Raw genomic sequence first — 26,046 nt, 5'->3', positions numbered from 1 at the left:
ATGCTCACGAAAAACCTCACACCCTTTCTCGTCGGTACGAAGCTCACGTCGCGGCGTCCGCCACAACCCGAAATGATGCTCGTCGTTCGAGCGTCGTATGCCATCGATCCGTCGGGCAATCTCACGCTCATCGACAAACCCGTAGACCAACGATTTTTGTCCAGTGAAACGTTTGCCGAAGGCGACGACGAACAAAAGGGCGGAGCGCTCTTTCCGAGCGACTTTGCCGATTTCAAGCTCAACGCCGAAGTTTTCTTGAAGGGTCATTGCCACGCAGCCGGAGGTATTCCGCTCACGGAATGCCTCGTGCGATTTGCGGTCGGCACGTGGTCGAAAACGCTCCGCGTGGTCGGTCGACGAGCCTGGTCGGACAGCCATATTGGAGCCGTCGCTTCCGCGCCGCTCGGTTTCAAAAGCGTGCCACTCACCTGGAACAATGCCTTCGGCGGGCCTGAATTTCCCGACAATCCAGCGGGCAAAGGTTTTGGCGACGATCTACCGAACATCGAATATCCTCACGAAAGCATCAAAAGCCGCTCCGACCGCATGACGCCTGCTGGATTCGGGCCAATCGCCGCTTCTTGGGCTGCTCGCGCCGGCAAAGTGGGCAAAGCGTACGGAAAATCCTGGAAGGACAAGCGAGCGCCCTTTTACGCCGAAGATTTCGATTGGTCGTTCTTTAGCGCGGCTCCCCGCGATCAACAAATCACCGGGTACTTGCGCGGTGATGAAGAAATTTCCTTTCAAAACCTGCACGCATCGGCGCCCACGCTCCGCACGCGCCTGCCCGGGATACGCGTACGCGCATTTGCGAACGACGACCAAAAGCGTTTTCGCGAAATCCCGATGTCGCTCGATACGCTCGTTGCCGACATGGATCGCAATGTGCTCGAATTGTCGTTTCGCGGCGTGACGGAAGTTCGCGAGCACGATTTGGAAGACGTGCGCACGCTGCTCGTCGTGTCCGAAGTTCTTGGAGACAAACCCAAACCCGAAACACATTACCGCGACATTTTGCTCGCATTCGAACAGGATCCCGTTGGTCTCTCTGCCGCAATGCCAGCCGACTTTGCCGACGTCATCGCTCGCGCAGAAGCGGAAAAACGAGGCGAAGCAGTGCCATTACGTGCAGACCTCGATCCAATCTCGGCGCGCGTCGATCAAAAGCTCGGCAAGTTCGGCGCAAGCATTGTCGACGAGATTGGAAAAAACATCGCCAACGCTCGTGCCAAAGCCAACGAAAACAACAAAGACATCGACGCTGATCTCGCCAAAGCTGCGCAGTCGATGGATGATGCACCTCCGCCCATGATCGTGCGCAAACCGGGCGTATTTCCGCCGCTTGGATTGCGGAAAACCATGCGCGGCATGCTCGAAGAAGTGGCGCGCATCAAGGAAGCGACGGCAAAGCAAGATCTTCCCGCGAACGAACGCGAGAAACTCGAAAAGAAAATCGCCGAGCTCGAGGCATTGCCGCATGATCCCCGTTGGCAAAAACTCGACCCTGCTTATCGCGCACCGACGGGCCCGTTGTCGCAAAACACGCCTGGTCCAGGGGCCGATTTGTCGGAGCAAGATTTCACGGGGCATGATTTGCGGGGGCTCGATTTGCGCGGGGCAAACTTCGAAGGTGCGATTCTCACGCGAGCCGATTTATCGGGTGCGGACCTTTCGGGGGCAAACCTTCGAGACGCAGTGCTATTCAAAACGAATCTGGATGGCGCACGACTCGTATCCGCCGATTTGCGTCGAGCCAACCTCGCCCGCGTGCGCGCTCGCAATGCCGATTTTTCCCACGCCATGCTCGAAACCGCGTTCCTCGAAGATGCAATCCTCGAAGGAGCGACCCTCACGCATGCAAGTGGCGCCTATGCGGTATTCGTTCGAGCGAACCTCGAACATGCGCGAGCCAATCGATCGTCCTTCGAACATGCTGACTTCACGGAGGCCAACATCGAGGAAGCTTCATTCGAGTATGCGACCCTTACGAATGCTCTTTTGGCCCGGTGTCGGGGCTTCAAGACAAGGTTTGTCGGTGCAGAAATCAGCGGTGCAAGTTTCAATGGAGCAAAGTTGACTCGCGCTTCGTTTGCCGACGCCCGCGGGAACAAAAGCATTTTCGAGGGAGCGAATTTGGACGATGCCGACATGTCGCATGCGGAGCTTCCCGGTGCACACTTCACGCGCATATCCGGCTCATTTACGTCGTTCGTCTGCGCAAACTTGCCTCAGGCACGGTTTTACAAGGCCACCATCGAAAGCGCAGATGCCACCAAAGCGAACCTCTTTCAGGCCGACTTCTCGCACGCCATGATGTCGCGCGCCAAGTTCGTTAAGGCAAACCTTTACGAAGCCAACTTCACGGCGGCCCGCGGGCAGGACGCCAATTTCCTCGACGCCAACCTGAAGCGTTCGACCCTGGAGCTCGAGACATGACACCTCAGGAGCTTGCAGCACGCCTTCGGGCGGGAGAATCGTTCGAGGGCGCTTCGCTCGATGGTATCGATCTGTCGGGGGAAAACCTTTTTGGAGCAAACCTCGCCAATGCTAGCTTGCGGGGCGCAAACCTCGCAAACGCCAAGCTTGTCAGGGCAAACCTCGACGGCGCGGATCTTTCTGGCGCCAATCTTCGTGGTGCGTCGCTCGTCCGAGCAAGCCTGCGCGGAGCTACACTACGCGGCGCGGATTTGACGGAAGCGGTATGCGAAGGCGCCTTGCTCGAACGCGCCGAGCTCGGAGACGCGCATTTCGTGCGCACGCTCTTTGCCGGAGCCAATTTGACGGACGCGCGTGCAGCGGGAGCGCATCTCGAGGGCACTGTCTTTACGAATGCCGTGGCGGTTCGAGCGGACTTTGGAGCCGCGACGTTCGACATCGTGATTTTTCACGAAACGGATCTGCGCGGAGCGACGTTGCCGCAGCATCTTTCCAAATGCCAATTCGATCGCGCCATCCTGAGCAAACTCGATCGTGATCGCGGCGAAGGCGTGGTGCTCGACGAAGTTCGTGGCGAGGCCGAACGAGCGGACTTATCGAACAAGGACCTCTTTTTTACATCATTGCGTGGGATTTGTCTACGCGGGGCGAATTTGGCGGGCGCGAACCTCGAAATGGCCGACCTGACGCGATGCGACCTCACGGAAGCCAATTTGACGAAAGCGAATCTGAAGCGCACGGTATTCGTTGAAGCGAAACTCGAAAAGGTGGACCTTTCAGGCCAGGACCTCGAAATGACGATGCTGAAGGGCGCGGACTTGTCGGGCGCACGACTCGAAGCAGCGCGGCTCGTCATGACGAACCTCAGCGAAACGAACCTCGACGGCGCCATTCTGTCGCACGCATTCTTGTGGGCCGCGAATGTCGCGCAATCATCCATCGACCGAGCAATCATCGATCGGACGACATTCAAGACGGTGGACTTCAGCGGTGTGGAGCTCAATGCATTGCGGCTCGCGGGGTTGTCGCTGCAGCGGTGCTTGTTTGTAAAGGCAAACCTTCGCGGAATGAATTTGACGGGATGCGATTTCACGCATGCCGATTTCACGGATGCGGACTTGTCCGGCGCGAAACTCACGAATGCCACTGCATCGCAGGCGTGTTTTTCTCGCACGCGGCTCGAAGCGGCGGATCTTTCCGGCCTTCAGGCGAAGGGCGCGTTTTTTGGCGGCGCCGTGCTGAATGGGGCTCGCTTCACCGGGGCGCAGTTGCGCCATTCCACATTTACCGGTGCGGAAGCAACGTTTGCTCGTTTTGGACAGGCGAATTTGCGCGAATCGATATGGATGAGCGCTGCGGCCAAGGGAGCGATCTTCTCCGGAGCGCGTCTCGAATGGGCCGATTTTTCGCATGCCGACCTGCGCGATGCCGACTTTTCCAATGCCGACATGACGCGGGCAAATCTGCATGCCGTGCGCGATAGCGGAGCGATTTTCGCCGGGGCAAGCGTGCTAGGCGTGCGAAGAACCGATGTCGACAGGCTCGAAGCCGAAAGTTACAGGCCGCCGGCACGCGAGCGGGTTTGACCAAGGAGGACCAATGACGAACGTGGCGCGATTACGAGTCGACGAAACACTGGAAGCGGCCATGTACTTGGGCCCGGCAAATGTCGTGCACGCTCGCGCGACCGAGGCGGACGTGGAGCTTTCGCGGGGCGATCGCGTCAAGGCGCGTTTGGCGCTGGCATACGCGTATGAACCGTGCATCGGTGACGAAGTGCTGGTCATTGGCAATGCGGACGGTCATTGGATCATTGGCGTCATCAATGGCAAAGGTCCAACCATATTGCGGTTCCCCGCAGATGCAGAATTGTCCGCTGCGGGCTCGCTGAAAATCACGGCGGACAAAGGGGTCGACGTGCGCGCGCACGAATTTTCCGTAACGACACAGAAGATCCGCTTGATCGCGTCGGAGGTTGCGCAATCGTTCAAAACGCTGCGACAACGCGTGCAAGAGCTCCTCAGTGTACAGGCAGGACAAACACATACGGTGGTGGAAGGCTCGATGCATTCACAATCGAAGAGCGCGACGATCTTGACGGAAGAAAAAGTTTCGATCAACGGCAAGGAAGTCCACCTGGGATAGGAGCTACCAATGCTGCCTGCAACGAATCGCGGCGTGGGAATGAATATCGGGTTTCCGGATGTCTGCTTGACTCCGGTAGGACCGGCGGTCGTGCCCATCCCTTATCCCAACTTCGCATTGACTGCCCAGGCGGCCGTTTTTTCGCCCATCGTGCGAGTGTCGGGGGTTCACGCGCTGAACTTGGGATCGATGATTCCGATGACGTTCGGCGACGAACCCGGCGTCGCTCATTGGACAGTCAAGGGCCCCGGACGATACGTCATGGGTAACCCGATTGTGTTCGTGGATCGATTGCCGGCGATCAATTTGACGTGTCCGACGATGGGGAACACGGGAAACAACGCGGTTGGCGCCGTGCTGGTTCCAAGCGCCGTAAATGTGTTTTACACGTACGCTCATTCCGTACCAGATGCCGTGAAGCCCAGCGTCGCCGCAGATCTCGGTGATCAGATGCTCGGGCGCGCTCCGGATGCTGCCATTTCGTGGTCGATGCTGGACGATGCGCGAGGTTACGTGCGAATCGGGGTCGTGACGAGCGACATCACGAGTCGATTTCACGTGGCCGTGATGGAGCTCGAGCGCGCGGGGGCTCGGGGACTCGTAATCGATATGCGTGGGTGTCCTGGCGGAGACCTCGATGCGGTCGTGGAATTGGCGGCGCGTTTTTTGAACGAGGGCGCAGAGATCGTACGCATCGAAGACGCCGACGGAGACGAGCTCGTTCGGCGCGCGGCATTGCCCGCTGCGTACACGATGCCGCTTGCCATTTTGATTGACGAGGGCACGGCGTCGGCGGCGGAGGTATTCGTCGCGAGCTTGAAGGCGCACGGTCGTGCGCGCATCATTGGACGCGCAACGTATGGCAAAGGGACGGTGCAACACCTCGTTCCTGGGCAAACCACTTCATTTGGTTATCCAACGGTCGCGCGATGGTTTGCCCCGGAACAGACTGCCATTGCGCAACATCGCGTCGAACCAGACGAACAGATCGATGTGGGCGCGGACGAATGCGCATGGATCGAAGCTGCGCGTTTGGCGTTGGATACTTCCTGCTAGCCCGGCCGGATGTCGCAATTTTCTTGCGCCAGCGGTCCCCCCAGACGCGCCCGCTGCGCGGGCTCGAACAGTGGGACCCACCGCTGGCGCGAGAAAGTGCCATCTGCGACCTCAATCCCGTCAAGTTTTCTTTTTCGGGGGCCCAAAGCCGCCGTAGATTGATTTGTTGACGGCAGGTTTCGCAGGTATTCGCGGCGGAGGTGCCTTGGGCGTGACGAGGGGCAATTCGGAACCCGTTTTTGCGTAAAAATCTTTTGGCGGAGCATCGCTCTTCGCCGGCGCCGGAACGTCCTGCGTCGATGGCGTGGTAAACACGGCGGACGGAGCAGCGGGAGGCGGTGCTGGCACGGGCGCGGGAGGCGCCGGGGGAGGTTGCGGCGGATCGAACAATGCAAATTCGCTGGGCCTCACGAATTTGCGCGTGGGTTCGTCGATGGGCGGGCGAGGTTGCGCATGGGAATCGGCAAGCGTGGATTCGCCAAGCGACAGCGACGCCATTTTACGCACGGGCACCGGAGACCAAGGGGCGCCTGGAATTGGGGTAGCTCGCTTCGATAGCGGGGTTTTCAATGCATCCGCGGCAAACGGCATGACGGGTTTTTCGCGTCCCTCATGGTGCGAGGCGATATCCATATCGATCGTCCCCTCGTCCTCGATATCGAATTTTTGGGCAAATGGGAGTGCGCTCGTGGAGCCGGCAGCATCGCCCAAAACGAGCGTTCCTTCCCCACCGCGTTGAGCGTCCACCTTTGGAGACACCTGAACCGTCGTATTGACGCGCCCCGCTCCCGCAGTGGGCGGACTCAGCATATGCGCATAAGAATGGTCTTCCGTTTCGACGGCTGCAACGATGCGCATCGTTTCGAGGCTACGCTCGTCCTCGATGGGCACGACGGCTCGTCCAATGACGGAGCAGGTGAGCTTGTCGGCGTCGATACGCAACATATCGAGCCGCGCCTGTACGGATATCGTGGCGTCGAGTTTTGCCGGATCGATTCCAAAAATCGTCGCAATGGGGCGCACGGTGGGCAATCGTGACGCAATACGCCTGTGCACCGGATGCATTCCCTCGATGACGATCCATTCGTTGCCGACGAGCGAAGCCAGTTGCTGGTCCGGCGGGGCCGCCTGAAAGTACGACCAATCGAAATCGGAAGGCAATTCGATGATCGGTTCGCTCAGGGCCGACGGTGAAACGTTTCCGAGCAGCGTTTTTCGTTGGCGAAGCGCTCGAGAAATAGGCCCAAAACCAGCAACCGAATTCGGATCATTGGGGTAGAGAATATTCGGAGGAGCGGATCCCGGAGCTTTCCCCGTACCGTATGGATTTTGCGCATCGCCGAGACCGCCGAGCGCGCGTTCGTAAATGAGCGGCATGCTTTCGAAGTGCACGATTTCCGGCCCATTCAAATCACCGTGCACTTCGAGAACTTTTTCGAGCAAAGCAATGCTGTGATAGACGCCAAGAGAAACCCGTTGCGAAGTGACTTTTTGTCCTTGCGGCGCCCGCGCGAAACCCGTTAGAACGACATCGACCCGCGGAAGGTACGGCACGGCATCGCTGGTTGCTCGAATGCTGCGTGATGGGTTGTCACGATAATGCATTTCGGCGCAAAACAAGTCTTCCGCGTGGACGAGCTTCATGGCTTCGTCGGGAACCAATTTGAACGTGCTCTTGAGGACGCACGTGACGTGCAGCTTGCCGTCTTGTCGAAACACGACGCTGCCGCCCTTGGATGCTCCAACGGTCGTAATGGCAACAGGCCAATTCGTAGAAGTAGCCATATCGTCCCAAGGCTCCGGTCGTGCGTGCGCGGCGAGTTTTCGCCCGTCTCGGTTCACGGTACTTGGTCGGCCACACGCTGACAAGAGGAAAGCGGAGCCGCTTTGCGCTGTTCGTCTTACCGCGCGAGATCCGCGGGACGGGCATTCAATGATCGGTCACACGTTCATCGACCCACGCGAACGTAAACCCATGTGTGTCATCCAGCGGTGTTTGCGCGATCTGGATTTACTCGTCGCCTTCGTCGTCTTCGGCGTCCTCGTCGTCCTCTTCATCGTCCTCGTCGTCTTCCTCGTCATCCACTGCATAGATCGTACGACGCCATCGCGCTTCATCGTCGATGTCGCACACTTCCAAATCGTCCTGAATGGCATGAACGAAGATGCGAAATGCGATATATGCGAGGCCTTCGGGGTCGTTATCCAAAAACCATTGCAGAAATAACGTGCCGTCATCGCGATGCGCTTCGTGCAGCTCCGGGTCGAATTCTTCCAAGCAACCATTATCGAAGGTGCGTAGCTCTTCCATGGTCAAGCGTAGCTCTTCCGGAAGCACGCGATTCAAATACGCCAGCATGTCGTCCCATTCGTCTTGAAGCAGACGATACTGCACGTTGGCGAAAACCGTAATGGATTCCAATTTCTCGCCAAAATGCTCGACCATGGCAGGAACGTGCTCTTCGATCTCCGTTTCGACGAGCTTTTCGAAGAGCGCCTTCGCCGTGACGTCGTGGCTGTCCGATTCGTAAAAACCGCGATCGTCATCGGGATCGAGATCGAGCAAGCTTTCGAGCTGCTCCAAATAAACGTGCTCGTTTTCTTTCGACGAAAGCCAAACATCGTAATAATCGACGACGAAACGCAACTCGCCAGCACGAGATACTCGGGCGAGGTTTTCGATGGGTATGTCGCGACGCACGGACTTCCACGCGTAGTAAAAACCTTCGGGGCCTTGGAGAATGCGGGCCATGGTTGCTCCGGGATATCTATCGTATGTTCAGTGATGGTTGATGAAACGACGCGGATGATGCCGCCTTCGTGCAAGCGCAGTCAACGCGAGCAAAAGCGCCCACACATGATTCGGTTGGTCGTGGTCGGCCACGTGACACGCACATCCTTTTGCGCCGGGGTTGACGGGCGGAGGAATACCACCAGGAGGAACAATGGCAAATGGCACGGGCCGGAAATCTCCAGATACCACGAATGCTGCCCAGTAGAAAGGATGTTTTCGCCCTTTTCCGTGCAAGAGCGCGAGCTGCGATGTTCGCAAAGCGTCCACGCGTCCTTCGCCGGCAGCCAATTGGTGATAATACTTGATCATCAAATCGCGCGTCGCCAGGTCATCCACTTGCCACAGGCTCATGAGCGTCGTTTGTGCTCCAGCCATCGACAATGCGCGCCGGAGACCATAAACACCTTCCCCCGCGGCGACATCGCCAAGACCCGTTTCGCAAGCACTGAGCACCACGAGCTTCGTGCCCCAAAGGTCCATGCCGGACGCTTCGAGCGCCGTCAAAAGACCGTCTTCCGCTCCTTCGCGACGATTGGCACCTGCCATTGCGAGCCCCGAACGCAGGAGCGGATTTTCCACGGGAACCTGCAACGTTTTGGGGCCGCTGCCGGTATTCGCGACATTCGACATTTCGAGCTCCAACGCGCGTGTGTTGCCCTCCATGGATTTGGGTTCGCCCCAGAAAAACCCGTGCGTCGCCATATGCAGCGCTTCGGGACCGCTCAGATCTTTGATGGTACGTTCGATGGCTTTGGTTTCGGTGACGAGCGTCGATCCTGGGAGCAATGCCGCAATGACTCGACCTTCTTCGATGGTTCCTGGAAGCGGCGGAAAATAAACGGCAAATCGTGTCTGCACCTTGCCCTTCGGCTGCCGCGGACCAAAATCAGGATTGGCCAAGACAAACGAGCGTTGCCTGGGCGCCGGAGCTTCTTCGGAAAAACGCAGCAGGTCTCGGCCCGTCGTGATGTAATCGAAAGCAAACGTTTCGATTCGGTGGCGTCCCGTTTCATCCACCAGCGCCCCGAATGGAACGAGATTGAGGCCCGCGTCGGGAGACAAGAAAATCATGCGCGGTTTGCCGCTCGGCGGAGGCGGCAAGGCATTGATCGTTTTCATGATGGGCCGCAATAACGTCTCATCGAGCGCTTTGGCCAATAGAGGCGCATCCGTACGCGACGAATCGGCGCACGCAGTCCGAAATTCTTTGACTTTCGCGTCGATTGCGTCCGCGGGCCCCAAGTCGAAAGCTTCGGGATCACCCGAGGGCATCACCACGTACGCTGCATACCGCGCAGGAGACCACGCTTCGTCGCGCTTCTTCCAATTCGGATTGTACGGATTGAAACGGATGAATTCCACGAGCGCCGAGCTCTGTGACAAGCTCGCTTGCACCTTTTCAATCGTCACCGCGTCGCCTCGGGCTCGAAATTCTGCGCTTCGTTTCGCAAGATCTTTTTCCAGCCCATCGATTCGCGCCCGCGCATCGTCCACGCGCCTCTTTTGCTCGGGCGATCCTGGCGGCGGCGCGCCAACGCCTCCGAGCACCGCGCGCGCGAGGTCCGCTCGTGCGGCCAACAATTGATCGAGCAGCTCCGCATCCGCGTCACTCATCCGCTTTCGCAAGGACGAAATGTTTTGCGAGACGGCATCGAGCACTTTGCCTTTACGGCGCAGTATCGTTCGAAGCGCAAGCGTACGCGCGGCTGGATCTTTTGGGGCCACTGTCAAATGAAGTGAAACGACACCTTCGGTTTGTTTTGCAATGCGTGAGAAAAAGTCGCGCTTCTGCGATTCGGAACCTGCCACCATGACCATATCGAGGTCTCGGTCATTGGCAGCAATCGCTTCGTCATATATATTCACCGCGGCCGCGATGTCGCCCATGGATTGGTGAACGTGGCCGAGCGCAGTCCTGGTCAAACTGATGCGTGGGTGGGATTCACCCAGGGCTCCGCGCTGTATCTTGATGGATTTTTCGATGAGCTCCTTGGCTTGGGTCAATTCACCTTTGGATTGGAGCACGTACCCGAGGTTTGCGATGCATTGAGCATACGAAAAGCTATTGGGGGCGGCGGTTTCAATCATGCCGCACGCACGCCGATCGATTTCTTCGGCGCGCTCGAGATCCCCCCGATGATGCGCTACGACGGCCAAATTCGAAAGTGTGGGCGCAATTTGCATGTGCTCTTTGCCGAGCAAGCCTTCCTGAATTCGCAAGGCGCGTTCCAAAAGCTCTGCCGCCTTGTCGAGCTCGCCTCGGGCAATGTGCAGATTCGACAGATTGTTGAGCGGCGCCACTTCGCCCATGGCTGCGAAGCCGGTGCTGCCGGAATGAATGGCAAGCGCTCGTTCGAGCATCGGCTGCGCGCGTTCGAATTGACCGAGCTGACGATAAAAATCACCACAGTCATTCAATACCATGGCAAACATTGTGCTCTTGGGACCATACGTTCTTTCACTGAGCTCGAGTTTGCGATCAAAAAGCTCTTCCACCTTGATCGTGTCGCGTTTCATCGTATACGCATTGATCAAGTAGCCGAGCGTCAAGAGAACGTATTCGTTGCTCTTGTTGGCTTCACTGATGGCGAGCGCTTTGTCGAGTTTCGCGATGGCCGAATCGACCTCGTGGCGCATCAATTCTTGCAAAGCTCGTTGGTGCAGGTCGAGCGCGTCTTTGTACCAGTTGGCGTCTGCCGGAGCTTTCGGCGGCGGCGCGGCGTGCGCAGACGAAACGGGCGGCACGAGCAGCGACAGCGCGAGGAAAATCGTGCGAAACATTTTCGAGCGCATGAGCATCGACGCGGAACGTTACCGAAGCACAGGCTCGCCGGGAAGTGCTCACGCGTCGTTAAGCGTGGTTTTTATTACGCTTTCGACACTTTTCTAACGCACCTGTCCGCCTTTTTGTGAGGCAAATTTCGTCAATAGTGAAACTCCAAGCGATAAGGAATGCACGCATTTGCATCGGGGTTGTCGACGCGAAACCACACTTGTGCATCGTCATTGACGCTGCCGCATTCGAGATTTACCGGGAATGAGCTCTCGGCGCAGCATCCAGATTGGCCACCGGGCGCGGTGGCGGGAGCCGATCCTCCTAGGCACGTGAGGTTCGTCGCGCCAGCGTCACACTTGAAAAAAGCGCAGAGTCGACCCTTCGTCCCATTGCTGATGGATTGGACGGGGTCCACCTCCGAAAAGAGGTCATCACTTCCTCGATACGTGAACCAATCCACGTCGCTCGTACCGCTCAGAATGGCACAGAAGCTCTTGCCCGCGGAATCGTTGTCGGATATCGTGCCGAAGTTTGTCGCGGTCGCTTGTGAGTCGTTCGGTTCGCCGTAACCATTGTCGGGACAATTGGCGCCCGGATCCGCGCAGGAGTCGCATCGGCCATCCGGATGGCAAATGGCGTTGTTGCTTCCGCACGACGTGCCGGTAGGTTTGGGCGTATGCACGGGGGCGCCCGCGTTGCACGAATCCACCGTGCATACCGCCGCGTCGCTCGGAACATCCGAATCATTGGGCGCGATGATCATGCTGCCCATGCCGTCACATTGAGCGCTCAGGCAATCTCCGGGAATTCCATTGTCGACGAGCGTTCCCGCCGCAACGGGCACGTACGTCGGCACGCCCTGTACACAGCCATCATCGGTGCAGACATTCGTGTCATCGGGCAGATCGGCATCATGTGCGACGGATATTTCGTTGCCCATGCCATCGCATACGATACGTTGACAATCCCCAATCGAAGGGTCATCGACGATCGCACCTTGTGCTTTTGGTGTTTGGGTTGGCATGCCCGCAATGCATGACGCATTGAAGCAGGCACCAACGTCGACCGGTATGTCGAGGTCATGAATCACGGTCATGGCTTTGCCCGAGCCATCGCATTCGATTTGCTGGCAGTCGCCAATGGGTTCCATTGTCACGACGAACCCGGCGGGCTTGGCTTCGAAAATGGGTGTCCCCGAAGCGCACGTCCCGAACGTGCAATCCGTATCGGCTGGTTTGTCGAGGTCGTCAATGACGGATACGACGTTGCCCGCGTCATCACATTCGCTGCGGTGGCAATCCCCCTCGACACCCTCGTCCACAACCGTACCCGCAGCAGCGGCGATTTCCAAGCATCGACCCGCGACACACTTGCTCGTTGCACACGGTGATGTGGACTCGACGCAATCTGCGATCGTGGAACATTCCCGAACGGGCGCTGGATACGTCTGGGTGTCGCACGCGCTCACGACGACAAATGCCACAATGAACAAAATCCCGTGCGGGAAGATCTCGAGACATTTGGTTTGCACGAGCATGAAAGCACCTCTCATAACGACGAGATGGCTCATGATACCCGAGTGCCTGCGGGAGGACCATCGACATTTCCAGCGTGACGCACTCGAGATCCTTTGCGGATCTTGCCTTCACGCGGACGCCAGCTCCTGATATTCTTCGCCACGAAGCCGAAAATGACGAGTAGCAACGCCGTCAGACAGCAGACGCAAGGGGGTTTGTCATGAGAGATCCAGCGCGAGGAATCCCAAAGCCTGCTACATGGTTGGTCATCGCTGGACTGCTGTCGGGATGCGGCGAAGAGGCTCCGCCTTATGATGTGCTGCCGCTGCGCGACGCCTTGCGTGCAACCCCCGAAGTGCTGGCGGATTTGCCATTCGAAACCCGTCACGCGATTGCACTGAGGCTCGAAGAGGCGCGCCCCAAAGATGGTGACGCGACGACGATCGTGGCGCCGCAGATTACGACGATCGATGCGGTGTCCATCGCCGTCGACGAAGCGCGCGATGACCTCGGACAAGACGCGCTCGTGCTCGGTGAGGTCGTTTCGAACGACGACATGTTCGTCGTGAGCCAACGCGGCATCGACGACGGCGCACTTGCCAGCATGACGAGTGGGCCATTTCTTCTGCGGGGTCATCCAAGTACGACCACGGCACCGCTCGAGGATGCAGCGTTACGCGGGCGTGCAGGACAACTGTTGCGCGAGTTGTCGAGACGCACCAATGCAAAAGAAATCATGCGCACGACGAATTTGCCGATGGGAGCGTGGGCAAAAGACGAGACGCTTTATGTGAATGCATCATGGCTCGTGGCCATGTCGGCGCTCGAGGAAAAGCCAGCACCAATGGCAACTCCCGGCGTGGGATTCGCGCCCGCAATCGATGACCCCGGCAAATCGCCATTGACGGTGGACTTCAATCCGTACAACTTGCCCGAAAGCCTCTTGCAATGCTGGGATCAGGTCGAGGCAACGTGTACGTGCGGTACGGTGTGCGCGCACGAGCCCACGGATCCATCCTTCGCGAATTCCGTCGAAGAATGCGCGTGGGTCAATCAGGATCCGGCGAATGGAGCCGTATTGTGCATTCTCGCGCTGCTCGATATCGATGGGGTCCGCGCATGCGTCGAATCGGGCCGATCGTGTTCGGCTCTACCCGTGACTTCGCGAGCCGACGCAATGCGATTTTTGACGAACGACACCTGCGTGAAGTTCCTCGACGACTGTCTTCGAGACGGGTACATTTCAGTCCCGCCGCCGAGCACATCGAGCGGCAGTGGCAGTGGCGGTAGCAGCTCGAGCTCCAGCGGAGGTAGCACCTGCGGCAGCGATTGCTCCGGATGCAACAATCGCTGTTCGCAATGCAATGACGATTGCAACGAATGCAATGAAAACTGGGACGAATGCAATGAAAATTGCAAGGACTGCAACGACAACTATGAAGATACCAAGGATTGTTCCCTGTACAGCGCAAAACGCGTAAAGCCGCACACGAATTCGGGACCACTTGGCACCTCATTTTGGCTCATGGCACCGGTCGTGTACGTGCTGTATCGAGGCAGACAGCGAGCATCACGGCACTATCGCCGCGATCATGTGAAGCGTTTTTGAGTAGTAATTTTATATACACCACGACGACAGCCAGCCAAAAATTGGACACATCGTTCAATTCGGTGCACGTACGTGCGCGTCTGCCATGCGTCACCACGTCCTTGCGCTCATTGCCATCGCCGCCGCGAGTCTTGGCGGTTGCCGTGATTCCAAAGGCCAAAGCCCATCGCTCATGGCCGCCGATTCATCCGCGGCTGCCCCCGCAGCCTCGGCTGACACGACACCCGCCTCCGATGTGCCCGATGCCGCTGCCTCACCGCCTCCAAGCGGCCCGACGCTCGTCGACTTGTCCGGCAACGTGCACCTTCCACCGCCCATCGCCGACGATGTCCCCAAGCTCGCAAGCATCGCCATGCGCACCGACGTGCTTGCTCGACCGGACCCGAACGCGCCGCGCGTGGGCTACTTGCGTGCCGGTGCGATCGTCGAAATGGAGCCTGAAATCGCCGGCACCGCGGGCTGCAAACAAGGTTACCGAAAAATCAAACCTTATGGATATGTGTGCATTGGGCCGGAAGCCACGCTCGACCTCGAGCATCCCATTGTAAGAGCCACCGCGCGACGTCCCGACATTACGCAAAAACTCCCTTACATGTACGGGGTTACGATGCGTGGCGGGCCGGTGTATACTCGCATTCCCACGCCGGAAGACTTGAAGAAGTACGAGCCCAATCTCAAATCACACCTTGCGAAGTGGGCCAAAGACAAAGAAAACGGCGCCACGTATGGGCTCGACGTGTGGATGAAATGGCAAAAGGACCCATCCCCACCGGCGCTCGAAGCGCTCGAGCAACGAATCACGGACCCGGACATTCCCTGGTTTTTGCGTGACGGCGGGCGCGTGCCCAATTTATCGGGCCTCATCAAGTCGAACGATCTCGTCAAAATTGGCCAAGTGGACCGTCGCAATGGCGTCGCCTTCGTCGAAACGTTTTTGCACGAAGGTCGCAGGTACAATGTTTCGACGGATTTACGCGTCATTCCCGCGGACCGATTTCGTCCCATTCGCGGCAGCGACTTCAAGGGTTATGAGATCGGCAAGGACATCGATTTTCCCTTCGCGCTCATTCGACGCACGGGCGCAAAACGATGGGAGTGGAACGAGGCCAAGAAAAAACTCGTTGCATCCGGGGAAGTTCCTTGGCGATCCGCCGTTGCATTGACGGGCAAACAAAAATTTTTCGGCGGCGTCTTGCATTACGAAATGAAGGATGGCGGTTATGTCGACGACCGTCATGCAGGCCGCGTCGATCCTGCCAAGAAAATGCCAGCTTGGGGCAAAAACGGCGAAAAGTGGATCGATATCAACATCACCAAACAGGTGCTCGTCGCGTATGAAGGCACGAAACCCGTTTATGCAACGCTCGTCGCGAGCGGCGAAAGCGGGCTCGACGATCCGGAAACGTCGAAGTCCACGAAGCGCGGCATTTTCCGAATCCATACGAAATACGTCAGCACGACGATGGATTCGGATGCGGTCGGCGAGGAATTCGAGCTGCGAGACGTGCCGTACGTACAATACTTCGAAGGCGGATATGCCTTGCACGGCGCATATTGGCACGACAAATTCGGTCGCCCGAAGAGTCATGGATGCGTCAACTTGTCGCCCGAGGATGCGCGCAGGCTGTTTTTCTGGACCGAACCCCAAGTGCCTTACGGATGGCACGGAGCCGCTCGGTCACTCACGGGAACGGTCGTCTTCATTCATCCGTGAAGTTCGAGGAACGGCCCCCTTACCCTAACCCCGCCACCTAAAGAGCCAGCGCGCTCTCGATTTCAATCTTTCCTGTCAGCATCTTGTGCACCGGGCACTTGTTGGCGATCTCCAAAAGCCGCTCGCGCTGCTCGTCCGAAAGCTCACCCACGAGCTTGACCGAGCGCTTCAAGTGGTAGCCGTCACCTTGCTTTTCCCCCGATACCGTCACCTCGACCGCCGAAAGAGGCCACCCTTTGCGGTCCGCGTACATCTTCACCGTCATCGACGTACACGCCCCGAGCCCCGCGAACACATGGTCGAACGGCGAAGGCCCCGTGTCGTCGCCGCCCAAGTCGTGGGGCTCGTCCGCCAAGCTTCGATGCGGGCCCGCGAGCACAAACTGTTGAAACTTCCCTTCACCCGTCCGAACCGTAACGCTTCGCATCTGCTCTCTATCGCTCCATTCGGGCACAAATCCAAGCGGGTCGATTTCAGCGCGGACGTAGCATGTGCTTTACACGGGCTTTCGCTTGTTCGACACTTGGCACCATGGTCGAACATGCCCCCCGAGGGTACTCTCTCATGCGAACGGAAGCTGCGCGCCTTTTCGCCCGGGCGCTCGAAAGCAGGTTCCACGCGACGCTACACGGTGCCGAACACTTGCCACGTTCGGGCGGAGCATTGCTGGTCGGCAATCACGCGTACTTCGGCATGGATGCCTGGGTGCTGACGGCCCTGCTTCTTCTGCAATGCAACGTTGTTCCACGGTTTCTTGGCGAGCGAAACTTGTGGAGAATTCCCATAGTGAAACAATTTCTCACGAGCGTCGGGGCCATTCCTGGCAAACCGGACGACGCGGTCGCTCTCCTCGAAGCCGGCGAGCTCGTCGCCGTGTATCCCGGCGGAGTCGACGATTCGTTCAAGTTATCGAGTCAAGCTTACACGCTGCAATGGAAAAACCGAGCCGGGTTTGCCCGCGTTGCAATGCGAGCGAAAGTCCCCATCATTCCGGTCGCTGCAACGGGTGTCGATGAGCTGTACCAGATCGACGAACGCGAGCCTTTCATTGGACGAGCTTTCGGAGGTTCGTCCAGGTACGATCTTCCCTTGCCCAAATCCCTCTCACCTCGCCGAGTTCCGCTCGATTATTATTTGCTCGAGCCCATTGATACATCGGGCGATCCCAACGATGAAGCAGCCGTCGAGCGTGTCAGGCATGCGACGGAGAGCGCCATTCGCAGCATTCTCGATCCGTATCGGGAACGCCTCGTTCACAAAACATTTTAGTACCTGGCCCTCGAATATTGGGAATTGAGGTCGTAGCGCGAATATTTCCGGCGCTCGAGGGGGGTCCCACTGTTCGAGCCCGCGGAGCGGGCGAGTTTGGGGGGAACCACAAGCGCCGGAAATATTCGCGCTACGGCCGAGTCAATCAAATCGAAATGTTATCGTATGCCAAACCCATTGAAAGCGGCAGCGTGCTCGACCCAAAAGAACCCTCCCCTGCCCCGCTTCAATCACCTACGGCCATGATGCCATCGGCCTGCTAGCATCCGCCTCGAAATGCTAGGCCGCCCCGCCGATGTCTATCGCGTTACGCGCAAAAAACACGACCAGGTGTGGAACACGTACGTCATGCGTCCACTCGCCGCGGTCGTCGTTGCGGCGATCCATCGAACGAGCATCACGCCCAATCAAATCACGCTCTTCAATCTCGTCGTCGCCGTCATCGGCTCCGCACTGCTCGCGCTCTTGCCCACCTACCACGGCGGCCTCGTCGCCATCCTCGTGCTCGAAGTCGCATACCTGTTCGATTGCGCCGACGGGATGCTCGCGCGGTACAAAAAGCTCGCTTCACCAACGGGTCATCTCTTCGACTTCTTCGTCGACGAACAAAAGGCCGTCTTGCTCGTCGCAGTCCTCGGCATTCACCTCTATCGCAAAGGTGGTTTCGGCATCGACGGTGCGCTTTGGACGCCCGGTTCTCCAGGCTTTCTCTTCGCCGCTGCCCTCGGCGCCGTCATCGTCGCATCGGCGATTGGATTGACGAACTTCGTTCGGCGTCCCGAGCTTTCGGGCGAAGCCACGAAGACCGAAGCGCACTACGAAACGCACGCGCAAGCTCGACCAGCATCCATCGGTGCGCTCGTGATGACCTTCCTGCGGTTTTTGAATCATTACCCGAGTCACATCTGGATATTCGCCCTCGCCGATAGGCTCGACGTCTTCTTCTGGATGTACGTCACGCTGAACCTCCTGTACCTCGCACGCGGATGGCTCGGCCTCGTGTTGCGCTTCGGCAAGCCCTGATCGAGTTCGCCCCGGACAAACCTCGTTCGACGAGGACAATCGCAGCGTTCGGAGTTGCGAGCTGCACGCGGGCGGGGTACTCCGAGCGTCACATGACGGCATCGTTTCTTGACCGACGCGTCGCTACATGGTGCTTGGTGCTGGCCGTGTTTTCGTCTGGCTGCGCGAAGAGTTGCGCAGGCTCGAAGAGCAGCAAGCGCGGCGAAGAAGAGTCGGTGACGACGACGTCGAACGACCTTCCACGCCCGAGCACGACGCCTGGAGATGCCGGTGCGGCTCCATCGTGCGGACGCGAAGTGCAACTGCACGGGCAGGGCTACGATGCGGCGGCACGCAAGTGTTTGTGGGACGCGTATCAAGCGAAAAAGCCTGCCGGGCTATCGCTCACACGGCACACGATCGAAGGTGATCCGATCACGTTTACGTTGCGTGTGCTCGAGGATTCGTCGATCGAAGTGGTCGAAGACAACCAAGACAGGTTCGGTGCTCGAGGTGTTCGCCGCTCCACGTGCAAGACGCTAGAGCAACGTCCATCGGCGGATGGGCGGAGCGGCTTCCTCCTGAGTGGCTGCACTGGCAGCGCCGAGAAAATCGAGGTTCCTTGATGGTTTGCGTCACGTGCGCGAGAGGCTCGTGGGCGAGGCGCCATGGAAGAAGTGATAGGGTGAGCGCATGCAGCTTGCAGTGATTGGGACGGGCTACGTGGGCCTCGTCGCGGGTGCTGGTTTTTCGGATTTTGGCAATGACGTGGCGTGCGTCGATGTGGACGCGGACAAGATCGCGCGGCTTCTCCGCGGCGAAGTTCCCATCTACGAACCCGGGCTCGACACGCTGATCGCCAAGAACGTCAAGGCAGGGCGTCTTTCGTTTTCGACGGACGTCGTCAAGGCGATCCGGGGCGCCGACGTGGTGTTCATCGCCGTCGGCACGCCTCCGGCTCCCGATGGCTCGGCAGACTTGTCAGCGGTTTACGCCGTTGCCGAAACGATCGGCAAGAACATGAACGGCTTCAAAGTCGTCGCGACCAAGAGCACGGTGCCCGTCGGCACGGCCGATCGCATCGAAGAAATCATTCGACGTCATACGAACGAAGCGTTCGGCGTTGCTTCGAACCCGGAGTTTCTCAAGGAAGGCGATGCCGTCAACGACTTCATGAAGCCCGATCGCGTGGTGCTCGGTTCGAACGAACCTCGCGCCATCGAAATGTTGCGTCACTTGTACGATCCGTTCGTACGGACGAACGATCGCATTCACGTCATGAGCGCGCGTTCAGCGGAGCTCACGAAGTACGCGTCGAACGCGATGCTCGCGACACGTATTTCATTCATGAACGATCTCGCAGTCTTGGCGGAAAAACTCGGCGCAGACATCGATCGCGTGCGCAAAGCGGTCGGAGCCGACGTACGCATCGGGCCGAAGTTTCTCTTTCCGGGGCCGGGGTTTGGCGGATCGTGTTTCCCCAAGGACGTCGCGGCGCTCGTGCAGACGGCGCGATCGGTCGGGCACGAACTGGAAATCGTGCAGGCCGTCGAGCGCGTGAACCAGCGACAGAAGCATCTGCTCGGGTCCAAGATTCGGCGGCACTTCGACGAGCAGCTAAAGGGTCGGACGATCGCGGTCTGGGGTTTGGCCTTCAAGCCGCAAACGGATGACATTCGCGAGTCACCTGCGATCACGCTGGTCGAAGATTTGCTCGAGGCTGGAGCAACGGTGAAGGCGCACGATCCGCAAGCGATGGAGCACATTCGTGCGCTGTTCGGGAGTCGCATCACGCTGTGCGAAACGATGTACGACGCTGCGACGGATGCCGATGCGCTCGCCGTCGTGACGGAGTGGCACGAGTATCGGCGGCCTGACTTTCAGCGCATCAAGCGGCTGATGAAGAACGCGTCGTTGTTCGACGGAAGAAACGTTTGGGATCCGGACGAGATCCGAACGCTTGGATTTTGGTACACGGGCATCGGGCGCGGTTGACGGAATCCTCGTTCAGCAAGCCGAGCAATTCGCACCTCACCCCCTAACCGGGGTGAGGCGCTATTTCCCGCCACCAAAGCTCGGGCCGCCGATGAACACGCCGCCGCCACCACCGCCGCCGCAGCCGTCGCAGTCCGCAAGCACGAGGATGAGGATGAGGATCACGATCGCGATGACGATGATCGTGCCGCAGCCTCCGCCCTCGCTGCTCGCCGATCCGCCGCTCGGTGCCTTGATGCCGAACGCCGTGCCAATTTCATTGGGGGACAAACGTTCGCAGAACGAATACGTGACTTCCTTGTTGTTCTGCTCGACGCTGACTTTGCCGCCCGATCCTTCGTATTCGGTCGCCTGAACCGATTCGCCGATCTCCACCTTCCAGTAGAACTCGCCGATGACGTATTCAGTCTCCGCTCGAACGCTCTGCTTCCAGTTGTAGTAGTTCTGCTTGTAGAGCGCGCTGCCGCCCGAGACGGCGACTTCGCCTGGAGGGATGGGCGTGACGAGCCACCACGCGCCGTCCTCTTCCATGAGCCACAAGTAGCCAATACGCGGGCCTGCATAGAGCAGGTACTCGCGCCACCTGTAGCGTTCGCCCTCGACGGTGCAGCCGCGGATGGTGAAGCCGATGCAGATGACGCGGTTTTGCCGCAGCGTGCCTTCGGTACCGAGCGGGATGTAGGGTTCGATGGGCGGTTTGGGCGCGGGACCGAGGGCCTTCAGGGCGCCGTTGGCCAAGTCGCTGGCCATACCGCAGTAGCGACAAACGACGCGTTCGGTTTGTCCTGGAGTAACCAGCGGGAGATTGCCGCCGCAGTTGGGACACGCAACGCTCGTGACTTTCGCTTCGGCGGCCTGCACCTGTTGGCCGGAATCGAGCGCCATGATGGCTGGGTCGATCTGGCGTCCGAGGTAGAGCTTGGGCGGGATGTTGCGTCCGTCGCCGTAATCGAGCGTGCCGAAGGCGCCGTTTGGCCCCGCGATGTCGACAAACCCCGTGGGCAAACCCGGCTGCGCCACCGCTGGCAGCTCGCCTTCACCCGAAACGACACGCCGTTGTCCAACTTCGGCAACCGTCCAAGCGCCGTACTCGCCAAGCTGAATCGTCTGGCCTGGGCGGAGCGAGTTGATCGCAGGTAGGCCCACGGGCGGAATGGGGAACTCGGTCGTCGAGTACCACCGGCCTTGAGCGCTTGCGACCCAGCACCATTTGCCGCTGTTCGGAAACGCGATGAAGAACTCTTGCCAAGGGGCCCCGGGGGCACTGGCACGATCGAGTTGCACGCGGCCGTCGACGACGAACGGCTCGGTGCCGTTCCATCGGCCCGTTGCGCCGAGCGTCAACGGAGACGGAATGTCGACGAGGTCGGCCATGCGGCCGACAGCGACGAGGTTGCGATCGGTGCGTGCGACGACGAAGTTGCAGCTTCGGCAAACCTGCGCCGCGGCTCCGGCAAAACGAAACGTGATCGGAGCCCCGCACGACGGACACGCCGCCTGGCGGTCGAACGGGTTAGTCACAGCCTGCGATGTTAGCCCGGAATCGTCACCCGTGGCGGGTCGATCGACCGAAGGTGTAACAGTCGGCGCACTTCTGCCGAAAAGCCCGCCTCGAACAACAGGCTCACCCGCCACGCCCTCCTAGTGCTACGAAGGCGCCGGATGCCGCTGCCGCGTCGCCTGATTCAGCCCGCGCTCCTGGGCATGGTAACCGTGATCGCCACGTCGGGGCTCGTCTACGAGCTCGTGACGGGAACGCTCGCCAGTTACGTGCTCGGTGATTCGGTCACGCAATTCAGCTTGGTGATCGGTCTGTACCTGTTCGCCATGGGGATTGGCTCGTACCTGTCCAAATTCCTCGAAGACAGGCTCCTCGAGCGGTTTGTCGAAATTGAACTTTGTCTGGCGCTCGCAGGTGGTTTGTCCGCACCGCTGCTGTTCAAAGTTTACACGGCGACCGCAGCATTTCGTCTCGCTCTTTACGGCATCGTGCTGCTCATCGGGACCCTGGTTGGCTTGGAAATACCCCTGCTCATCCGGCTCCTGCAATTTTCGTTGGACCTCAAAGAGCTCGTCGCCCGCGTCCTCACACTCGACTACATCGGCGCGCTCATCGCGAGTCTGCTTTTCCCATCGCTCTTGCTCCCACGGCTCGGCGTGCATCAGACGAGCCTCTTCTTCGGCATCCTCAACGCCATCGTCGCGCTGCTCGCCACGTTTCTGTTCCCACTCGACCGCTCGGTGGCGATTCGATTGCGCGCGCAGTGTGTCCTCATCACTGCGGTTCTCTGCGTCGGGTTTGGCTTGGTGACTCGCTTCGTGGATCGATCCGAAACGCTCTATTTTGGATCGCCGATCATTCACGTCGCGCAGTCGCCGTACCAACGCATCGTCATCACGCGATCCCCTCGAACGACGCGCCTGTTTCTCAATGGAAACCTCCAGTTTTCCTCGGATGACGAACAGCGCTACCACGAGGTGCTCGTGCATCCGGCGGTCGCGGCGCTCGGGCGCGACCCTCGCACGGTCATGGTGCTCGGCGGTGGTGACGGGCTCGCTGTACGAGAGCTGCTCAAGTACGAATCGATTGAACGCATCGTGCTCGTGGACCTCGATGCAGCCGTGACGGATGCGTTTCGCAACTTGCCGGTCGCGCGCGAGCTCAATGGGGGCGCGCTCGATGATCCACGCGTGACCATTCGCAACGAAGATGCCTACAAGTTTCTCGAAGAAGCGCGCGAAGCGTTCGATCTGGCGATCGTCGACTTCCCCGACCCTTCGAACTACGCCGTCGGCAAACTGTACACCGTCGCTTTTTACAATCTGTTGCGTGAACGTTTGTCCGTTCGAGGCGTCGCCGTCGTGCAAGCGACGTCGCCGCAATACGCTCGTGAATCGTTTTGGTGCATCGTACAGACACTCGAGTCGTCGGGGTTTCACACGGCACCGCTTCACGTGTACGTCCCGAGCTTCGGAGACTGGGGGTTTGTCCTCATTGGCGGCGACAATCTCTCGCCGCCAAGCTCGCTGCGCATCGATCCCGCGCGCCTTCGTTGGCTCGACGCGGCGGGGTTGCCCGAGCTGTTCCGCTTCCCGCGGGACATCGGTCGCGTCGAGACCGTGACGAACCGATTGAACGACCAGAAACTCGTGTCGATCTACGCGCGCGAGTGGGGCGTGTTCACGCGCTGATGGACCGTCGCGCTTTTCTCACGGCGCTTGCTACCGGCTGGGCGATCGACGCTGCCCTTCCCGACCGCAAGCCCATGGGTGGACGGATCATCGGCGCATCGCATGGCGTGGGACACCTTCTCCGGGACGGCGCAACGGCCAAGACAAACGATGCACCGGACGAAGCCGACGTGGTCATCGTGGGCAGTGGGATCGCAGGGCTCTCGGCTGCATGGCGTCTTGCACCGGCGGCGCTCGACGTGCGCGTGCTCGAGCTGGAATCGTTCGTCGGTGGAACGAGCACGTGGGGCGATGATGGAGCGCTAGCGTATCCGTGGGGCGCGCACTATCTGGCCGCGCCAAACCCGGAAGCACGAGCCGCCCTGCGGCTGCTCGAACAGATGGGTGCCCTCGTGGGTTGGGACGCCGCCAATCGTCCCCAATTCGATCCACGTCTGCTTTGTCACGCGCCTCAGGAGCGCCTGTTCTACCGCGGTGCTTGGCATCAGGGTCTCACGCCGCAAGACGAGCTCGATGATCACGATCGTGAAGACATCGAACGTTTTCAGGATCTCGAACACGAGCTCACGAATCGAAGGGGACGAGACGGAAGGCCCGCGTTTCAGATTCCGCTCGCATTCTCGTCGCGTGATCCGGACTTGCTGGCGCTCGATCGCATCGACATGCGGACATACTTGGAGCGCGAACGATTCACGTCGCCGTTTCTCCGCTGGTATGTGCGTTATGCGTGCTTGGACGACTTCGGAGCCGAGCCGGAGGAGGTCTCCGCATGGGCAGCGCTGCACTACTTCGCGGGACGAAAACTCAAGACACCCGAGCTCGAAGGTAGCCACTTTCTCGTGTGGCCCGAAGGCAACGGCAGACTCACCAAGGCGCTTCTCGAGCGATCGAACGCATCGATCAAGCTCGATGCACTCGTGACGGCGATCGAGGTTCTACCGGACAAACATGTCGAAGTTCAGTGGGTGGATGTGCGGCAGAAGCTCACGCGTCGCACGCGAGCGCGCGCGGTCGTGCTCGCATCGCCCGCGTTCGTGACGCGACGGATTTTCCCTCGCGCCTCGGAGCGCTTGCCCATACGCACGAGTTCACCGTGGGTCGTGGCGAACATGCATGTGACGCGACCGATCGATCCGAACATGGCGTGGGATTCGGTGCTGTATGACGCAGCAGGACTCGGTTACGTCGACGCGCGGCATCAGCTCACGGAGATGTCGGAACGCACTGTGCTCACGTATTACCGAGCGTACGGAGGGCCAGACGTTGCTGGGGCACGAACGTCGCTCTTGCGCGCTCCATGGACGCAGCTAGCGGACGAAGTGTTGCGAGATCTGCACCCTGCGCATCCTGATCTGCGCGAGCGGATCGAGCGCATGGACGTGTGCGTATGGGGACACGCGATGCCTCGACCACGTCCGGGCTTTCTGACCGATCGACCCTTCGAACCGACGTCCCTGCTCGATGATCGCGTTGCATGGGCACATGCCGATCAGCCAGGCATGGCGCTCTTCGAAGAGTCGCAAGCATCGGGCGTCCGGGCTGCAGAGGCGCTCGCATCGGCGCTTGGAGTCAAGCTGGGTCCGACGTGGTTGTGAACGTGATGTAATTTAATTTACATCACCTAGCTACTAGCTCGATTTTATTGGGGATTTTGGTGGGCTACGAGCCACTTGGGGGATGGTTGCGGAGCTTGCTCGGAGGAAAGTTTCGCGAACTGTTCAGCAAACTTGCACGCGAGGGGTTCACCTCGTCTACTGTTCGGCCATGCGAACCCGGTTCGCCGGGATGACCGACGTAGGCCTGATGCGTGAGCACAACGAGGACAACCTCCTCGTGATGCCCGAGTACCATGTCGTGGCAGTAGCCGACGGGATGGGTGGGCATCGATCTGGTGACGTAGCAAGCCGACTGGCAGTCTCCACCCTCTCAGACTTTTTCTCGGTAACCGTTGGGCGTGATGGCACGTGGCCATTTCCTGCTGATCCGAACCTGACGGAAGAAGAAAACTACATCGTGACGGGGCTTCGCCTTGCGAACCGTCGCATCTTCGACCGATCGCTGAAGACGATGGCGGACTTCGGGATGGGGACGACGATCGTGACGGCGATGTTCGACAAGACCGCGGCGCGCGTAACGATCGGCCATGTCGGCGACAGTCGTTGTTACCGCATTCGTGGTGAGACGATCACGCAGCTCACGCGGGATCACTCGCTCATCAGCGATGCGCAGCACATGGCGCCGTGGATGACGGCCGAAGAGATCCGACGGCTTCCGCCCAACGTGATCACGCGAGCGCTCGGGATCCGCGAAGACGTGCTCGTCGACAAGATGACGGAAGATACCGACGCCGGAGACATTTATCTTTTGTGTTCGGACGGTTTGTCGGGGCTCGTGAAGGATCCCGAGATGCGGGACATCGTGCTGAATGCCGCGTCGCTCGACGATGCATGCCGGCTGCTCATCGACCGCGCAAACTTTCACGGCGGATCGGACAACATCACGGTCGTTCTGGCGCGAGTGGAAGAAGACGAAGCGGGCTGA

At 59.2% G+C, this 26,046-nt stretch carries 19 protein-coding genes; 13 read left to right on the top strand and 6 right to left on the bottom strand.

The genetic code is table 11. The features are described 5' to 3' along the window. Genes IPM54_17775 through IPM54_17760 form a run of 4 tightly spaced genes read left to right on the top strand, consistent with a single transcriptional unit; the run spans window position 1 to window position 5,637 of the window. Complete coding sequence (locus IPM54_17775) at window positions 1-2,436, top strand: DUF2169 domain-containing protein (GenBank protein ID MBK9261640.1); 2,436 nt, start codon at window positions 1-3, stop codon at window positions 2,434-2,436. Further along, the gene (locus IPM54_17770) at window positions 2,433-4,022 is read left to right on the top strand and encodes a pentapeptide repeat-containing protein (protein ID MBK9261639.1); all 1,590 of its coding nucleotides are present in this window, start codon (window positions 2,433-2,435) and stop codon (window positions 4,020-4,022) included. The genes IPM54_17775 and IPM54_17770 overlap by 4 nt, the downstream gene beginning before the upstream one ends. Before the next feature lie 13 nt (window positions 4,023-4,035). Next, complete coding sequence (locus IPM54_17765) at window positions 4,036-4,581, top strand: DUF3540 domain-containing protein (GenBank protein ID MBK9261638.1); 546 nt, start codon at window positions 4,036-4,038, stop codon at window positions 4,579-4,581. 9 nt (window positions 4,582-4,590) lie between these two features. Next, complete coding sequence (locus tag IPM54_17760) at window positions 4,591-5,637, top strand: DUF4150 domain-containing protein (GenBank protein MBK9261637.1); 1,047 nt, start codon at window positions 4,591-4,593, stop codon at window positions 5,635-5,637. Between the two features lie 120 nt (window positions 5,638-5,757). Here IPM54_17760 and IPM54_17755 read toward each other — a convergent pair whose 3' ends face one another. The 4 genes from IPM54_17755 to IPM54_17740 all read right to left on the bottom strand — a co-directional run bounded on the left by IPM54_17755 (window position 5,758) and on the right by IPM54_17740 (window position 12,744). After that, complete coding sequence (locus IPM54_17755; protein MBK9261636.1) at window positions 5,758-7,422, bottom strand: DUF2169 domain-containing protein; 1,665 nt, start codon at window positions 7,420-7,422, stop codon at window positions 5,758-5,760. Window positions 7,423-7,648: 226 nt separating this feature from the next. Beyond that, window positions 7,649-8,389, bottom strand: coding sequence for a hypothetical protein (locus tag IPM54_17750; GenBank protein ID MBK9261635.1), 741 nt, complete (start codon window positions 8,387-8,389; stop codon window positions 7,649-7,651). A gap of 27 nt (window positions 8,390-8,416) precedes the next feature. Next, a complete protein-coding gene (locus tag IPM54_17745) occupies window positions 8,417-11,224 on the bottom strand; it encodes a CHAT domain-containing protein (protein ID MBK9261634.1) in 2,808 nt (935 codons plus the stop codon). Between the two features lie 131 nt (window positions 11,225-11,355). After that, window positions 11,356-12,744, bottom strand: coding sequence for a hypothetical protein (locus IPM54_17740; protein MBK9261633.1), 1,389 nt, complete (start codon window positions 12,742-12,744; stop codon window positions 11,356-11,358). A gap of 200 nt (window positions 12,745-12,944) precedes the next feature. Between IPM54_17740 and IPM54_17735 the strand changes: the two genes are divergently transcribed. Beyond that, window positions 12,945-14,333 (top strand): hypothetical protein, encoded by a 1,389-nt coding sequence (locus IPM54_17735; GenBank protein MBK9261632.1) that lies wholly within the window; start codon window positions 12,945-12,947, stop codon window positions 14,331-14,333. Window positions 14,334-14,418: 85 nt separating this feature from the next. Next, entirely contained in the window at window positions 14,419-16,047 is a 1,629-nt protein-coding gene (locus IPM54_17730; GenBank protein ID MBK9261631.1) for a L,D-transpeptidase, read from the top strand. 37 nt (window positions 16,048-16,084) lie between these two features. On the opposite strand, the gene IPM54_17725 is transcribed toward IPM54_17730, so the two are convergent. Then, window positions 16,085-16,474 (bottom strand): OsmC family protein, encoded by a 390-nt coding sequence (locus tag IPM54_17725; GenBank protein MBK9261630.1) that lies wholly within the window; start codon window positions 16,472-16,474, stop codon window positions 16,085-16,087. A 137-nt stretch (window positions 16,475-16,611) separates the two neighbouring features. Here IPM54_17725 and IPM54_17720 point away from each other — a divergent pair, with 137 nt between their 5' ends. The 4 genes from IPM54_17720 to IPM54_17705 all read left to right on the top strand — a co-directional run bounded on the left by IPM54_17720 (window position 16,612) and on the right by IPM54_17705 (window position 20,313). Beyond that, the gene (locus IPM54_17720) at window positions 16,612-17,316 is read left to right on the top strand and encodes an acyltransferase family protein (protein ID MBK9261629.1); all 705 of its coding nucleotides are present in this window, start codon (window positions 16,612-16,614) and stop codon (window positions 17,314-17,316) included. Between the two features lie 276 nt (window positions 17,317-17,592). Next, window positions 17,593-18,339, top strand: coding sequence for a CDP-alcohol phosphatidyltransferase family protein (locus IPM54_17715; GenBank protein MBK9261628.1), 747 nt, complete (start codon window positions 17,593-17,595; stop codon window positions 18,337-18,339). 146 nt (window positions 18,340-18,485) lie between these two features. After that, window positions 18,486-18,944 (top strand): hypothetical protein, encoded by a 459-nt coding sequence (locus tag IPM54_17710; protein MBK9261627.1) that lies wholly within the window; start codon window positions 18,486-18,488, stop codon window positions 18,942-18,944. A 67-nt stretch (window positions 18,945-19,011) separates the two neighbouring features. Next, a complete protein-coding gene (locus IPM54_17705; protein ID MBK9261626.1) occupies window positions 19,012-20,313 on the top strand; it encodes a UDP-glucose/GDP-mannose dehydrogenase family protein in 1,302 nt (433 codons plus the stop codon). Between the two features lie 60 nt (window positions 20,314-20,373). On the opposite strand, the gene IPM54_17700 is transcribed toward IPM54_17705, so the two are convergent. Beyond that, complete coding sequence (locus IPM54_17700) at window positions 20,374-21,834, bottom strand: DUF4178 domain-containing protein (protein MBK9261625.1); 1,461 nt, start codon at window positions 21,832-21,834, stop codon at window positions 20,374-20,376. Window positions 21,835-21,975: 141 nt separating this feature from the next. Here IPM54_17700 and IPM54_17695 point away from each other — a divergent pair, with 141 nt between their 5' ends. From IPM54_17695 to IPM54_17685, 3 genes are all read left to right on the top strand, one after another. Next, complete coding sequence (locus IPM54_17695; GenBank protein MBK9261624.1) at window positions 21,976-23,505, top strand: polyamine aminopropyltransferase; 1,530 nt, start codon at window positions 21,976-21,978, stop codon at window positions 23,503-23,505. After that, on the top strand, window positions 23,505-25,100 hold the full coding sequence (locus IPM54_17690) for an FAD-dependent oxidoreductase (protein MBK9261623.1): 1,596 nt from the start codon (window positions 23,505-23,507) through the stop codon (window positions 25,098-25,100). Before IPM54_17695 ends, IPM54_17690 begins: the two co-directional genes overlap by 1 nt. A 169-nt stretch (window positions 25,101-25,269) precedes the next feature. Beyond that, window positions 25,270-26,046: a serine/threonine-protein phosphatase gene (locus IPM54_17685; GenBank protein MBK9261622.1), complete on the top strand. Its 777-nt coding sequence runs from the start codon at window positions 25,270-25,272 to the stop codon at window positions 26,044-26,046.

The organism is Polyangiaceae bacterium (assembly GCA_016715885.1).
Classification (GTDB): Bacteria; Myxococcota_A; Polyangia; order Polyangiales; family Polyangiaceae; genus Polyangium.
This window is presented reverse-complemented; position numbering and strand designations above follow the sequence as displayed.